This window comes from Acinetobacter sp. F-1 (assembly GCF_022869025.1).
GTDB classification, from domain to species: Bacteria; Pseudomonadota; Gammaproteobacteria; order Pseudomonadales; family Moraxellaceae; genus Acinetobacter; species Acinetobacter pseudolwoffii.
Genome location: NZ_JAJKFX010000019.1, coordinates 36,866 through 50,901, shown reverse-complemented (window position 1 = coordinate 50,901; position 14,036 = coordinate 36,866). Strand labels below are relative to the sequence as shown.

Sequence of the window (14,036 nt, the reverse complement as noted above, 5' to 3'; positions counted from 1 at the left end):
ATTAATCAAGATAAAAAGAAAAGCCCATCGAAACGGGCTAAAGATTGGAGAATAGAGTTGCTGAATCAGTGGAATAATTTATTTATTTTTTTGATTGAAAATAACCTGCATCAGGCTTTTAAATGATCTTCAAATTCCTCACCCAGCTGGATCGCGAGTGCATTGCCGGCCAGATCACAGGTGACCAGACCGTATTCTTTTTTGAAACTGAAACTGAAACCACGATCATCAGCCAGGGTGCGAACGGAATATCCTAATTTTTCTAACCATAGTCGAAATGCAATCAGATTTTTAGCTTTAACCACTTTTTTCACGAGATCACTCCTTCATCATTGTTCTATCTTAAATAAGGGTGAGAAATTTTGTTTTAAAGGGCAAATTCCCATATTTAATTAATTTAATCTAATTTGAATGTTTAGTGAACATCGTATGCTCGCTAAAGAAGCAGTTTATGACTTAAGTAAATGATTTTTATAATATTGAATAGGTTGTAACTAAATATTAAGTTTTTATAGCATGTAAATAAACTTAATTATACTTTAATTTCAAAGGCTTATTTTGCTATTGATCTAAATTTGAACTTTATCAACGCCATAAAATGTAAGAATAAGGGAATGCCGAAGCATCGGCATATTAAGCTTGCATTGATTATTTAATCGGATCATTAGCAGCTGCTGGTTTTCTGAGCTATCGTTTGAGATGCATGCCCTATACTATCAAAAATGTAATTCTTGAATTAAATACGATTGCCATGACTGAACTGACGATTGAACACAATGTGAATCAGAAAATTGAATGGATGCAGCAACAGGGCTTAGATCCGGTTGCTGTGATGCTGGGACATGAGGACTGGTTGAATTTTACAGTGCAATCGAAAGTAGCCTATACGCCGTTTGGTAGTGCACGTCGTTATCAACCGGCCTTAGCTGGTTTGCTGCTGGTACGTGTTGACGAAATGCAGGCAGTGCGTGTCGTCACTCAAGACGAACTGGATGCTTATGCGCAAAGTCACCAGATTCTTTAACATGGATCTTTAACTCTAGAACTGATCTTTCAGGGTTCTCAAGCGCTGAAACTCTTCCACACTATCCGCACGCAGGAAAGGATTGGTTTGTAATTCATCTTCAATGCTACTTGGCAGCGTGCACTGGCCTAACATACGCAAGCGTTCGATATGCTCGAAGCGTTCCAGAATTGCCTGATTGTCCGGTTCGATGTGTTTGGCAAACTGGGCATTCGACAGGGTATATTCATGCGTGCAATAGACCTGGGTACGTGGTGGCAAGGCTGCCAGACGTGACAGTGAATGATACATCTGTGAATAAGTACCTTCAAAAACCCGGCCACAGCCCATGGCAAATAAAGTATCGCCACAGAACAGCACATCAATCGCATCAATGAAGTAAACGATATGGCCTAATGTATGGCCTGGTACTGCGATCACTTGAACATCTGCCCCATGAAAGCTGAACTGTTCTTCATGCTCAAGTGGATGCGTGATAAACGGAATTTTACTGAGTTCTGCACGCGGGCCATAAACAGGCAGATTTTGTCCCTGAATTAAGCCGGGCACACCGCCAATATGGTCTTTATGCCAGTGCGTTAACCAGATTTGACTTAAGGTTAAACCGTGTTCGGCACAATAATCTTGCACCAATCCTGCTTCGGTCGGGTCAATGACTGCGACCTGATGAGAAGCCGTATGTTCCAGCAACCAGATATAATTTTGCAGCGAGTTCTGGACATCAATACAGTGAATTTTAAAAGGCATCATAGCGCATTAGACCAAATGAAGATTGAGAATAAAGTAGCATAATTTCAGATGCTCTGGGCTTGCAGATATTATCTGCTCATCCGGGATAATTTTTGTTTATGTCCCATTTAAAAAATTATACGTCCGAATCATCAACGCTTACCGCCTTGCCAATACTATAAAATTGTCCACCAGTCACATGATGAGTACTTTTCCATTCTTCACTCACTACATGATAATGTCAGTGACTGTCGCGGAAGACTGATCATTGGCATCGGCTGCAATCAGCTTGCCAATAAACAGATCATGCATTTGCTGGTTATGCGGCCCGGGAATCAGCTCGCAGAGTATCCATGCAGCACAGCCTTGCCCAGAGAAATATCAAAACCAGAGAATTTAAATAACCTTAGGCCAGATGGTGCCAATTTTTCAGGTACATCATGCAGGCTCAGCCTACCCAGCCGATAGGATTTTTCTAGGAGAATACTTTGAAGATGGGGGTTGGTCATACCGCATCATTCACTATATTGGTGTATTTAAGTGGCTAGATTAGTTAGATTATTAGCATATTCAAGTTCACTCTTGCAAAAAAGCTTTTAAACTAGAGATTGTGATATTGAGGACTTCAGAAAATGAAAATGTACCAGGTCGATGCGTTTACCACGGAACTGTTTAAAGGAAATCCAGCTGCGGTGATTGTGCTGGAGGACTGGCTCGAAGATGGCCTGATGCAAAATATCGCCTTGGAAAATAATCTGTCTGAAACAGCTTTTGTGAAAATAATTGATGCAGAAAATTATGCTATTCGCTGGTTTACCCCGACCAAGGAGGTGGATTTTTGTGGTCATGCAACCTTGGCCAGCAGCTTTGTATTATTCAATCAATTTGGTACGGCAAAAACGATCCAGTTTCATGTGAAAGATCTGGGGATTTTTGTGGTTGATCAGGATACAGATGGCAAGATCAGAATGAACTTTCCAATTCGCCGCGCAGTAGCCGTCACAGAATATCCTGAAGCCTTAAGACAGGCATTGAGCAAACCGTTTAAGCAGGTTTATCTGAATGCACAAGGTTATATTGTCGAATATGAGTCAGTACAGGATGTGCTAGATGAATCACCTGATTTTGAATTATTAAAACAATTAAATGGCAAGCGTACCGCGATTACTGCTCAGAATAGCTTTTTAGATGTCGCGATTACCTCGCAAGATACACAATATGATTGTATTTCACGTTATTTTGCACCGAGTAACGGAATCGATGAAGACCCGGTCACAGGGTCTATTCACACCGGAATTGCGCCACTTTGGGCAGACAAACTGGGTAAAAATGAACTGGTCGCTTATCAGGCATCAGCGCGCGGTGGTGTACTTTATTGTGCCTTGCAAGATCAGGAACGAATTGAAATTTCGGGTTATGGCAAATTATATATGCAGGCTGAACTTTATCTTTAATCTCTGATTACATAGATATGCATGTCGTCAGGCAAGGCGGCATGTTATTTTAATGATTCAATTTAGAAAAGACTATTCAGAATAAGAATCATTCTCTAAAATGAGCGCGAATAAAAATTTACATTGAAAATTTGGATGAATAATGTTGGTACGTTATAAGAATTTAAGCTTGGCGATTTTGTTGTCGGGTTGTAGTGCGCTGAGTTTTGCACAACCTGTTTTGGTGAAAACTGAACAGAATGTGGAGGAATATCGTCTTGATAATGGTTTACGAATTATCCTGGCACCGAATGATAAAGAAAATAAAATTTTTATGAATACGGTGTATTTGACCGGTTCACTGAATGATCCTAAAGGAAAAGGTGGTCTGGCGCATCTGCTAGAACACTTGGCTTTTAAAGGCACTAAAAATGTCAAAGGTGATGAATTTCAGCGTCGGCTCGATCAATATACCTTAATGACCAATGCCAGTACCGATTATTATTCAACCAAATATACCAATGTCATTCGTCCTGAAAAAACGGCGCTCAGTGAAGTAATTTTCCTTGAAGCCGAGCGTATGGATCAGCTGGTTCTTCAGGAAAAATATGTACCGACCGAAATTGATATTGTAAAGCGCGAACGCGAAATTCGTCTGGATCAGCCATTTTCAGTACTCATGGATCAGGTGTTCAAGTCGGCTTATGGCAATCAGTATTTGGGTCGGTTACCGATTGGTGATCTGAATGAGCTGCAATCCATCAATATGCAGGAATTGAACCAGTTTTACAGGAGCTGGTATGCACCGAATAATGCCTTTATGGTCATTTCAGGCAAGTTTGATAAGGCGGAAGTATTAAAGCAGATTGATAGCCATTTCAGTCCGATTCAATCGCGAAGTGTACCGGCGCAAGTGAAAGTTCCGGCTTTAAAACCTGAGCAGATTCAACAGCGTGAATTTACTGTGCAAAAGGGCAGTGATCTGGCCAAATTCAATATTTATCTGAATGGCCCGGATGAAAAGATCAAGACTGCTTTGGCTGTTTCACCGACGCTCTATACCTTGCAACCGAGCGGGCATTTATATCAGAGCATGGTGGAAAGTGGAAAATCGACCATGGTGCAATCCAGTACCTGGCTGGATAAAGACTTTAATCTGGTGTTTATGGGCGCGATCTATGCACCCAATCATCAGCCAAAAACTGTGGAACAGAGCTTGATTCAAGGCGTAGAGCAAAGCCAGCCATTTACCGAGGCCGAATTAAACCGAGTTAAAAACCTGACCCGCAATCAGGCTGATAATATTAAAAATAGCGCGACTGCATTAGGTTCACGTTTAAGTGATTATGCCGTGGCTTATTCGGGTGACTGGAGCCAGTATTTTAAAGATCTGAATGCGATTGAAAACCTGAATGTGAGTCAGGTTAATCAGGTCTATAAAGGCTTTCTAAAACCTGAATATCGTATTTCTGGCAATATCCTGCCAACACCGGAAGAACAGAAAAAAGCGCAGGAAGTGACACAGACGGAAGCACCGAAAAAAACACTGAACCAACAGGCTGAGACAGAAGAGCCTTTAAAGGATGTCAGTGTTTATCAGGCGGAAGTGAAGCAGTATGTAGCGCAATCCAAGCAGTATTTATCTGCCAAGGACAAGCAGATTCAGCGTGGTAAGTTAAAAAATGGCATTAAATACGCGCTATTCCCAACCAATATTCGCGATGACAAGGTGTATGCCACAATTTCTCTGGATTTTGGGACTGCGCAAAGCCTGATGAATAAAGGCGAGATTCTGGATCTGACCGCGTATTTAATGCTGCGCTCATCGGAAAGCCAGAGCTTGCAGCAGATTGCTGACAAAATTATCGAAGTAGGCGGTTCAGCGACTGCCAGCCCATCGAGTAATGGCCTGAACATACAGATCAGTGCCAAAAAAGAGAAGTTTGCAGAGTTTTTCCAATATGTGGTTGATGTACTAAAAAACCCTGCATTTGAGCAAAGCCAGTTTGATTTGATCAAGGGTCAGACCTTATCCAGTCTGGATCGTCCTTATACCGAGCCAGATACAGTGTCGAGCCTCACCATGGCGCGAACCATCGAAGTTTATCAGCCCGGTGACATTCGTTTCCATTTTGAACCTGAACTGGCCACCAGGCAGTTTAAAGCAGCCACTCGTGAGCAAGTGGTCGCTTTGTATCAGCAATTCTTTAAAACGCATCATGCACACATTGCAGTGACTGGGGAATTTCAGCCAAAATCTATACAGAAAATGCTGAAAAATAGTTTCGCAGACTGGAAAGCGGCACAGCCTTATGCACGCCTGAAATCAGAATATCGAAGCTATCCAGCCCAAAAAATTCATGCCTTGTCTGAACAACGTGAGTTCGGTAGTTATCAGGCATTGCTAACCTTCCCGGTGGGGGCAGACCATGCAGATGTACCTGCTTTACAAGTCTTCCGTCATATTCTGGGTGACTCTCAACTGTCTTCCCGTTTGGCTCAGGAATTACGTGAAAAAAATGCGCTGGTCTACGGTTTTAGTGCCCATGTTCAGTTTAATGAATGGGCCGATTCAGGTGCTTTGGCACTGGGTGCCAATTATACCGCAGGTAAATCTGCACAGGTTTCTCAAACGGTGCATCAGGTACTCAATGAGCTGCTAACACGTGGCGTAACTGAACAGGAAGTGGAAGCGGCCAAAGCCAGCATTCTGAAAAAACGTGTCAATGCACTGGAAGATGATCGCCGTATTCACAGTATGTTGGTTCCTCAACTGGAAAAAGATCGTAAGCTGATTTACCGTGAAAAACGTGATCAGGCGATTGCCCAACTGACGAAAGCCGACATTGATGCCGTGATTAAAAAATACATCAAGCTGGATCAGTTGGTTGAAGTGATGGCCGATCAATATGGGAAAGAAATCAAAAAATCATAGAATTGATCTAAATTAAAAAAGTCCTCTCTAATAGGGGGACTTTTTACTTCTCATTGTTATTAGAAGCTCTAATTTAAGTCGCTTTTCTGGTAAACAGGATTCCACCTAAAACGCCAGATAGCACAGCACTGGGTAAGCTCCACCAGAAAGTGGCAAAAAGAAACAGGAAAATCCCAACTGATACTAATATTGCTCCAACAGCGATATCTTTCTTAAAAGCGAAGTGAATAATATGTTGGTAATAATATGATGCGATTAAACTAGAAAAGATTGCTCAGCAAGTATAGAAAAGCCTATCTGATCGGGGACTCGCGATTATTTCCTCCCAGAGCATATGTATTTTCCTTCTTTCTTTAAAAATCCAGACGCTTCTTATAATTTATAAAATGCTTTGGCATTCTCATAAAAAACTGGCTTTAACGCGTTTTCATCATAGTCCTGCACAATATCGCTAAAAGCATCAATGATATTCACGAGTGAGCTGCTGACACTGTCCATTGGAAAGTTGGAGGCAAACATCAGGCGTTCAGAACCAAAGCAATCTAAGGTATGCTGAATCAGGGGAGCTGCACGTTCCAATAATTCCTGTTTAGTTGCCAGCCGTTTCTGCTGATGAAAATCATGACCCAGCACCGGCATAAACAGGCCAGACATTTTAGTCGATACATTTCTGCACTCGGACAGTTCAGCCAGTTGATCTTGCCAACTTGAAAATATCAGGGCGCGATCTTGTTCGGTCTTGCCTGTAGCTCTGCCCACCTTGCCAAATAAGCCGACAGGCGTACCGAGGTGATCTAGTGCGATGGGTGTTTTAGGAAAGGCTTTAGCCAGTGCAGTCACATCCGCAATCTGGCTCGAATAGACCCAGGCATCAAAACTTAAGTCTTGCTTGGCCAGTTCTTCAAATCCTTTCAGGAAGTTTTTATTACGGTAGAGATGCGGCTCATCGGTCCAGGCATGAATTCCTTTGTCTGGATGTACCGCAGCCATTTTACGAATCCCGCGAAATTTGGGAGAAGCTTCGCGATGCAATTGAATCAATTGCTTAAAGTTTTTCTGCCGCGGATCCGCCGTAGCGACAATGCCACCGAGCTGGATATTATGCTGATCAAAAGAAAGTCCGGCCACAAAACGGGTTTCATCCACCACGCCTGTACCTTTCTGATCATGCCAGCTGGCTTCAACATGCACAATTTGTTCGACTTCATAATGCCCTAGATCTTTGTTGTAGTTCGCAGGCAGATAAGGGGCGGTCAGATGCTCGGTCAGGCCAATGGTCTCAATCACATCTTTAGGTTTGAGCAGCCGCACCATTTTGTCCAGTAATTTAGGATATTTGCCAAACAGTTTTACGGCAAATGCTGCCGCGTGTGGGGTGTTGTACGGATCCCATTGGTGAATATGTGGGTCAATGATCGGGAAGGGAAGTTGCTGCATGCTATGCCTTGTTTTAGTGTATTTATTATTCAATTTATATGGGGCTAAAATCAGTTCGAAGTCAAGATGATAAATTAAGGCAAATAAAAAAGCCCCGCGGGGCTTTTCATATTTTAATCAATGATCGTGCTTGTGATCATGGTTATGCTTGTTGGCATGAAACTCTTCATTGTGACGGAAACGTAAATAGTTTTCGAACTGTTCACAGTATTCATCATAGTTATCTTCCAGCATCATTTGGAATTGCTGCATAATATAAGACATCACCTGATCTTTGGCATCGCGCATTTCGTTGCCATCTTTAAAGTTATTCGCTGCCACCCAGGTATTGAAACGGGCAGTACCAAATAACATGGCTGCACTGACTTGACCGCGCTTATCACTCGGTTTTTCCTGCGAGCCTTTTTCTACGCGACAAAACTCGTTGGCTTGTTGAATAAATTCATCAGCACGTTCAAAGAATGCCGCATTTAACGCTTCTTCTTCGGTTACATCGGTTGCTTCAATCTTTTGAACCATGAATTTTTCCTGACCATCATAAAATCTTAATGGCTAATTATAGGCAAAGCCTTGCAGAAACTAAACCTTTGCCTTAATCTAAAAATAGCCTAAGCATATAAAAGTGAATGCCATGCAGGATGCGATTGCGGTACAAAGTCTGAAAAGTGATATTGCCTTATTGCGCCAGAATATCTGGCCACCGGCAAATCTGGCCAATGTCGAAGGTCTGCCGATTTATTATGGAACCAAATCGCAGGTCGAAGAATATTACACCCAGTGGCTTGGTCTGATTGAAAGGGCGCAGGATCTGTTCCAACCTTTCATGGACGATGAAACCCTAGATGCTATCCATCTTCCCAGTCATTTAAACTTGCCGCTGTTTTATTTTCATGTTGACCGAATCAGGCTAAATAAAACCCGGGCCAAAGAATCTAAAACTTTTCGTGGTGTGGCCAGCCTGATTGAAAAATGCGGGCAGTTTGAACCCGAACAGATCGCAGCCATGCGACACTGGCTCGACAGTGACGATACCGCGGCTTTGGTGGCACACCGCGAATTTGTAGACTTACGTACTTATGTGTTTCAGCATGGTCAAAGTGAATATACACGTACCCGTTTTTATGTGAATGGTATCGTGCTGAGTGTCGAGCCACATTTTGAGCTGATCGATGCCCGTGATAAACCACGTAAGCAACGCAGTGATAGTTATAATGACCCTCTGGCCGATAATAATACCTGGAAAGTGTTTGGTAAATATCGCTAGCCCGGTTTTACCAGAAGGGTTTGGTATTTTCAGCAAACCGCTGTAAACGCTCGGCTGCTTCACTCGACAAACGCTGCTGTTCCGCGCTTATCCAACCCAGCACAAACCAGGCTTTGCTATTTTGCTTGACATACGGTCTAAACAGTTCGTCTGCCACAAACAGGTCGTTATAATGCCCCAAGCTTTCCTGTAAGGGTTTTAGGGCTTTCAGATAAGTTTTCACATCCTTTTCAGGAAATAAGCTCTGTAAAAATTCTACGTTATAGCGCAAGCGTTTCACCCGTTTACGCGTGCGATGCCGCGATTCAATATCCAGTTCCTGATAGTTTTCGGCATCCTGACAAATTTGCTGATGTAACTTGCTCAAACCTTTACACAAAATTTTATGCGAAGATTTGGCTTTGCTATGCGTTTTTTCCTGACTAAAGCTGAGTAGTTGCAGTATCAAGTCCACTGTAGCTGAATGTCTGAACAGCGCGCTAATATCTGGCTGTTTTTGTCGATGTGGTGGTAATTTTAATAAGGGTGAGCCGGCTTTTTCCAGTTGCGGAATCAGACTTTCTGCAAGGGCATCGCGATCTCGGGTAGAACCCAGTTGCTGAAAAATATCTCGCAGCTGTTCCGGCCATTCTGGCTGTACATGTTCAGTCACAGACTGAAAAATTTTAAAGGCACTGCGTAAGCGCCGGATCGCGACACGTACCTGATGCACATGATCGCTGTTATAATGATCAGCGGCAATCGCAGTTGCATTCGGAAAAAGATGAGCCAGACAGTTGGCTACGATTTTCTTTAAAATAGTAGCAATCTGATCTTTCTGCTCAAGTTCTAATGGCAGCTGATGCTGCACAGGCAGACTTTCTTCACCCTGTAATAGGGCATAACCGCGTTCCGATTTACTCCGCGTATCCAGCCATAAATCATAACGTTGAATCCATGGCCGAATGAAATCAATCAATTCGCTCAATTGACCGGATTTTAGCTCAAATTCGACTTCATAAATATCAATGGCTTGATCCTTATGGCGAATTTCCCCTACATCAAAGGCAATCTCAATCTGGCTATTTTGATGTGTTTCGGTCAGCACATAACGCGCGACATCTGTTTCAAATTGCAGAATAAGCGGTATATCCAAATCGCCAAGCGCCTGTTTCAGAATCTTTTTTGCCGGTTTGTGTTTGCGATATAACTGAAAATCACAGCTTTCAGGTGGGCTTTTTAATGTATGTTCAAGTTCAAAACGTTCAAATTGCTGCTCAGTAGGTGATTTCAGGGTTTGTACCCATTGCTGGTCTTCTAGACGTTGTCGCAAGGCGATTTGATGTTGTTGGAGTTGTTGTGCTTCAGTATCGAAGTAACGCGCACATAAACGATGCCGAGTCGGCTGAAGCTTCTGGAAGTCCTGTTCAAATTGTGCACGTGACTGTGACGGAATCTGGAATTTAAGCTCTATTTCTGCCATCGGGTCATTCCTTCTCGATGTAGGTTATACAGATCAATATAGCTCAAAGATTAGCCATGGTGTGATGTGCTTCTGCAACAAAAAAAGCACGCCGTAGAGGGAGCGTGCTTTGAAATATTCTTAAAGATATTTATTTGAGGAATTTACGGCTCACCAGGAACTGTTCTGTCGCCTCAAGCAGTTTCTGGGCATAGACTTCCTGTTTAGCAGTCAGCCAGCCTAATACAAACCAGTCACTCGCTTCCAGTTCAGTTTGCTGAATATACACTGCCGAAGAGGCCAAGGTTTGATATTCACCGGCTGCAAGTTGTGCATCATTCAGCGCTTTGCTGTACTTCTGCAAGTTTTTGACGTCATAGATTGTGGTTAAAATCGGGAAGCTGAATTTGAGTTCCTGAATCCGGCTTGCCAATTGATCCAGACTTTCAAAATTGTTAATTTCAGTCTGGTTCATCTGTTCTTGCAGCACTTTATACTGTTGTTGCAGCGTGGTTTGTGCAGCAGTTTTTAAATCCAGAGCAGCATGTTCATCTTCAGTTAAACTAAAAGTCAATAACTCCAGATAATGATGCACATTTTGCGTTGATTTGACTAGATTGCCCAGTTTTTCCTGAGCATACAGAATATCTTTACTCAGATTTTCCGCAGTGGTCGGATTTTGCAGGAAGCTGGCCAAGCTGTTTTGCATATGCTGCAAATGTTGTAAATGCTCGAACTGCTGCTTAAAGGCAGCCATTTGATGTGCCCATTTGTCCGAAAGCTGCGGATGCCAGTCTTTAAACAGCAGCAAAGTGAGATATAGCTGATCCAGTGCCAGTTGAGCCTGCTGAATATGTTCCTGCTGTGCAACCTGAGCTGAAATCGCGGCGATATTTGGCAATAAATGTTGCATCTGCTGCGCAATCAGACTGCATAGGGTTTTACCAGCGCTGTCTTTTTTACTGATCTGGAACTCTTTGGCGAAGGTGGCCGGGCTCACGCGTTGTGAGGTGGCCAATAAATTACCGATTTCTGCCTTGCTACGTACATCGAGCCAGAGCTGATATTTCTTGACCCATTCAAAACTGAACGCCAATAAATTGTGTATCAACCCACTTTTTAGCTCAAACTCGACTTCATGTACCTCTTGTTCAGCATCTCGGGTACGGATCTGCCCAATATCCAGACTGACTTCGATTTGTGTGTCTTGGTATTCAATTACACGCAAGGTGCGGGCAATATCGGTTTCGAATTGCAGTTGTAGCTGATCAGACTGATTGCCGAGCGCATGGCTCAGAATCGCCTGTGCTTCTGAGGACTGGGTATAAATACTTAAATCCAGTTCAGGAGATTCAGTTAATTCCCCCAGATCATGATTATGTTCAAAGCGTTCAATATGGCTTTTACCGGCAGCTTTCAGGGTTTGCACCCAGCGTGTACCTTCCAGACGCTGACGTAGTGCTACCCCGTGCTGGGCCAGTTGACGGTCGGCAGTATCATAATATTTGGCTTGAAGCTGGATCTGTTGAGACTTTTTCGGATCAAGTGCCTTGAGCAGCGCAGTGCGTCGTGCCGCAGGAATCTGGAACTTGAGTTCAACTTCAACCATAATGATTTTCCTATCTGTTTAGTACACGCCAGCATGTACTGATATTTTTCGCTTTAATGAGATGCTGAAAATTCGGCGGGCAATCGCCGCAATTATATTTTTAGATGTATGCGTGGCAGATTGTAACCAAAATCAAAATGCATGTAAGACTTGACCTGCATATAAAAATATTGAACAGGAATTTAAATATTGGCTTTGAGCTGTTAATAGGGTTGCAAAGCGAGAGGAATTGCGGCTTTGCTTGGAAAATATCTAAGAATATTCGAGCAAATCAAGAGACTGTTAATTGGCCAAAATATACGCTAAGGTAAAAGAAAACATCAGGACGATGAGAAATGAATGTACAAGTACAGCCAGAGAATACCCATGTGATCGCGCATCAACCCCAGATGCCGATTGGCAATTATCATGAGTTTTACCGCTTTTATTTGACCGAACACCGGCATATGGTCAGTCGCCGTTTACATGTCGCAGGTAGCAGTATGGGCCTATATTGTTTTACTCAAGCCATTCGTCAAGGCAAACCGCGATATTTTGCTTATGGTTTGCTTTCAGGCTATGCCTGTGCCTGGATTGGCCATTTTATCTTTGAACGCAATAAACCGGCCAGTTTTAAACAGCCGGTGTATAGCTTTATTTCGGACTGGCGTATGTTTGCGGATGTCCTGCGTGGTCGTCTCAGTCTGCTTGATCGCAAATACGATAAGATTTCAAGTTAAAATCAGGTAACTTTCATCGGATTGTGTGGCTAGGGAACATGATCTTTCGATAAAAGACTTGCAAGTCGCCATTTATTATTCTATTAATTGTGTTATTGCTTATTTAGTTTGATGGAATTTGATCAAAAGTTATAGTTTACTGAATAAAACAGTTTTCCAAGCCTGGAGCGACCTTCTCCGGGCTTTTTTTATGTCTCTATTTTTTAAATAAATTTACTGACTTCGTTGCCATTATTGCGTAAATATTCATAGAACAAGTCATGCGGATCATACATAAAGAAAATGATCCTTTCTAGCTTTGAAACGTCTCCCCACAAACGTATTATTCAAAACTAGAAAGGATCGGGTGTCACCAACACAGGTATTTATTTTTCTGGTTATTTTCTGTGTCTAACGCTATTTAAGTCTCTTTGAGCTAATTGGGCCATCCCTGAAATTGGGTATTTTTTAATCTTTTTGAGTTTAATCTTAAAGAGGCTTAACAATATTGAAAATTTAAAGGCAAAAAAAACCGCTCTTAGAATTTTGCAACTTCTCCACCAAGTTATCTGCAAAATCCTAAAAGCGTTTGTCGGAGGGCGTAAGCATTAACACTTTATTATTTTTGTTATAAAGCGATTAAAACCCATATTTTATAGTCGGTATATCCCTGAAAATGGTGATATTTTAGATTTAACTGGAAAATTGCGCTAAAAAACTGCAAATCTGTTGCTACCCGGTCGCGGAAACAGCAGGACTGCGGCAATTAAACCGAGTTATGCCTATAATAGAGCCATCCTAGCAAGTGGCGAGCAAGATGCGCGGTTTATATTTAATTACCAATGATGATCCCGTAGAACTTTTATTGGCAAAACTGGAAGGCGCAATGGCCAATGGCGGCATTGCAGTATTGCAATATCGCCGTAAAAAAGTCGCCAAACAAGATCAAATTTACGAAATCGAGTATATGAAAGCCATGTGTGCTGAATATGGTGTGCTTTTTGTGATTAATGATGATCTGGAAATGGCCGTTAAATACGGGGTGGGTGTGCATTTGGGTCAGGATGACGGGTCTATTGTCGAGGCAGTTGCACGCTTGCCGAAAAATGTCTTGATTGGTCGTAGCTGTAATAACTCGCTTGAGCTGGCTGAACAGGCCATTGCCGATGGTGCAAACTATGTGGCATTTGGTGCCATCTATGCCACCGACAGTAAACCTGAAGCCGGTAATATTGGCTTGGAAACCTTAAAACTGGCCAAAGAGAAATTGAACGTGCCTTTATGTGCCATTGGCGGTTTAACGGTTGAAAATTCCAAAGAAGTCATTGAGTCAGGTGCGGATTATTGCGCCGTGATTAGTGATATATTGGGCTTACCGATGAATGCCATTCCTGAACGTTTAGATGAATGGTCTGCGCTTTTTCAAGCTACAGCATAAAATTTTTTGATTGATTTAATTTTGAGTC

At 42.5% G+C, this 14,036-nt stretch carries 12 protein-coding genes and 1 pseudogene; 6 read left to right on the top strand and 7 right to left on the bottom strand.

What is annotated here, in order from left to right; genetic code table 11:
* Window positions 1–110: 110 nt before the first annotated feature.
* Window positions 111–314, bottom strand: coding sequence for a hypothetical protein (locus LOZ91_RS13795; protein WP_005096596.1), 204 nt, complete (start codon window positions 312–314; stop codon window positions 111–113).
* A 437-nt stretch (window positions 315–751) separates the two neighbouring features.
* On the opposite strand from LOZ91_RS13795, the gene LOZ91_RS13790 reads away from it, so the two are divergent.
* Window positions 752–1,024: a hypothetical protein gene (locus LOZ91_RS13790; RefSeq protein WP_074383176.1), complete on the top strand. Its 273-nt coding sequence runs from the start codon at window positions 752–754 to the stop codon at window positions 1,022–1,024.
* Window positions 1,025–1,039: 15 nt separating this feature from the next.
* On the opposite strand, the gene gloB is transcribed toward LOZ91_RS13790, so the two are convergent.
* Both gloB and LOZ91_RS14650 read right to left on the bottom strand, forming a co-directional pair.
* A complete protein-coding gene (gloB, locus tag LOZ91_RS13785) occupies window positions 1,040–1,774 on the bottom strand; it encodes a hydroxyacylglutathione hydrolase (protein ID WP_244783420.1) in 735 nt (244 codons plus the stop codon).
* 115 nt (window positions 1,775–1,889) lie between these two features.
* Window positions 1,890–2,220: pseudogene (locus LOZ91_RS14650) on the bottom strand (flavin reductase); the annotation flags it as partial.
* 165 nt (window positions 2,221–2,385) lie between these two features.
* Here LOZ91_RS14650 and LOZ91_RS13780 point away from each other — a divergent pair.
* Together LOZ91_RS13780 and LOZ91_RS13775 are read left to right on the top strand one after the other, a co-directional pair.
* Window positions 2,386–3,207: a PhzF family phenazine biosynthesis protein gene (locus LOZ91_RS13780; protein ID WP_244783419.1), complete on the top strand. Its 822-nt coding sequence runs from the start codon at window positions 2,386–2,388 to the stop codon at window positions 3,205–3,207.
* Between the two features lie 142 nt (window positions 3,208–3,349).
* Window positions 3,350–6,121: a pitrilysin family protein gene (locus LOZ91_RS13775; protein ID WP_244783418.1), complete on the top strand. Its 2,772-nt coding sequence runs from the start codon at window positions 3,350–3,352 to the stop codon at window positions 6,119–6,121.
* 372 nt (window positions 6,122–6,493) lie between these two features.
* On the opposite strand, the gene LOZ91_RS13770 is transcribed toward LOZ91_RS13775, so the two are convergent.
* Together LOZ91_RS13770 and LOZ91_RS13765 are read right to left on the bottom strand one after the other, a co-directional pair.
* The gene (locus LOZ91_RS13770) at window positions 6,494–7,558 is read right to left on the bottom strand and encodes an amidohydrolase family protein (protein ID WP_244783417.1); all 1,065 of its coding nucleotides are present in this window, start codon (window positions 7,556–7,558) and stop codon (window positions 6,494–6,496) included.
* 117 nt (window positions 7,559–7,675) lie between these two features.
* Window positions 7,676–8,077 (bottom strand): DUF3144 domain-containing protein, encoded by a 402-nt coding sequence (locus tag LOZ91_RS13765; protein WP_005096603.1) that lies wholly within the window; start codon window positions 8,075–8,077, stop codon window positions 7,676–7,678.
* A gap of 112 nt (window positions 8,078–8,189) precedes the next feature.
* Here LOZ91_RS13765 and LOZ91_RS13760 point away from each other — a divergent pair, with 112 nt between their 5' ends.
* A complete protein-coding gene (locus tag LOZ91_RS13760; protein ID WP_005096604.1) occupies window positions 8,190–8,822 on the top strand; it encodes a hypothetical protein in 633 nt (210 codons plus the stop codon).
* Window positions 8,823–8,829: 7 nt separating this feature from the next.
* Here LOZ91_RS13760 and LOZ91_RS13755 read toward each other — a convergent pair whose 3' ends face one another.
* Together LOZ91_RS13755 and LOZ91_RS13750 are read right to left on the bottom strand one after the other, a co-directional pair.
* Window positions 8,830–10,284: a CYTH and CHAD domain-containing protein gene (locus LOZ91_RS13755; protein WP_244783416.1), complete on the bottom strand. Its 1,455-nt coding sequence runs from the start codon at window positions 10,282–10,284 to the stop codon at window positions 8,830–8,832.
* 130 nt (window positions 10,285–10,414) lie between these two features.
* Window positions 10,415–11,872, bottom strand: a complete 1,458-nt coding sequence (locus LOZ91_RS13750) for a CYTH domain-containing protein (protein ID WP_180077351.1) — start codon at window positions 11,870–11,872, stop codon at window positions 10,415–10,417.
* Window positions 11,873–12,207: 335 nt separating this feature from the next.
* On the opposite strand from LOZ91_RS13750, the gene LOZ91_RS13745 reads away from it, so the two are divergent.
* Both LOZ91_RS13745 and thiE read left to right on the top strand, forming a co-directional pair.
* Window positions 12,208–12,591: a DUF962 domain-containing protein gene (locus LOZ91_RS13745; RefSeq protein WP_180077353.1), complete on the top strand. Its 384-nt coding sequence runs from the start codon at window positions 12,208–12,210 to the stop codon at window positions 12,589–12,591.
* A 796-nt stretch (window positions 12,592–13,387) separates the two neighbouring features.
* Entirely contained in the window at window positions 13,388–14,008 is a 621-nt protein-coding gene (thiE, locus tag LOZ91_RS13740; RefSeq protein WP_005171511.1) for a thiamine phosphate synthase, read from the top strand.
* Window positions 14,009–14,036: the final 28 nt, after the last annotated feature.

Excerpts from the sequence above, each read along its gene's own strand:
- LOZ91_RS13790 (WP_074383176.1), top strand. The coding sequence starts at position 752 with ATGACTGAACTGACGATTGAACACAATGTGAATCAGAAAATTGAATGG.
- LOZ91_RS13760 (WP_005096604.1), top strand. The coding sequence starts at position 8,190 with ATGCAGGATGCGATTGCGGTACAAAGTCTGAAAAGTGATATTGCCTTA.
- LOZ91_RS13770 (WP_244783417.1), bottom strand. The coding sequence starts at position 7,558 with ATGCAGCAACTTCCCTTCCCGATCATTGACCCACATATTCACCAATGG.
- LOZ91_RS13755 (WP_244783416.1), bottom strand. The coding sequence starts at position 10,284 with ATGGCAGAAATAGAGCTTAAATTCCAGATTCCGTCACAGTCACGTGCA.
- LOZ91_RS13765 (WP_005096603.1), bottom strand. The coding sequence starts at position 8,077 with ATGGTTCAAAAGATTGAAGCAACCGATGTAACCGAAGAAGAAGCGTTA.
- LOZ91_RS13775 (WP_244783418.1), top strand. The coding sequence starts at position 3,350 with ATGTTGGTACGTTATAAGAATTTAAGCTTGGCGATTTTGTTGTCGGGT.
- LOZ91_RS13750 (WP_180077351.1), bottom strand. The coding sequence starts at position 11,872 with ATGGTTGAAGTTGAACTCAAGTTCCAGATTCCTGCGGCACGACGCACT.
- thiE (WP_005171511.1), top strand. The coding sequence starts at position 13,388 with ATGCGCGGTTTATATTTAATTACCAATGATGATCCCGTAGAACTTTTA.
- LOZ91_RS13780 (WP_244783419.1), top strand. The coding sequence starts at position 2,386 with ATGAAAATGTACCAGGTCGATGCGTTTACCACGGAACTGTTTAAAGGA.
- LOZ91_RS13745 (WP_180077353.1), top strand. The coding sequence starts at position 12,208 with ATGAATGTACAAGTACAGCCAGAGAATACCCATGTGATCGCGCATCAA.
- gloB (WP_244783420.1), bottom strand. The coding sequence starts at position 1,774 with ATGATGCCTTTTAAAATTCACTGTATTGATGTCCAGAACTCGCTGCAA.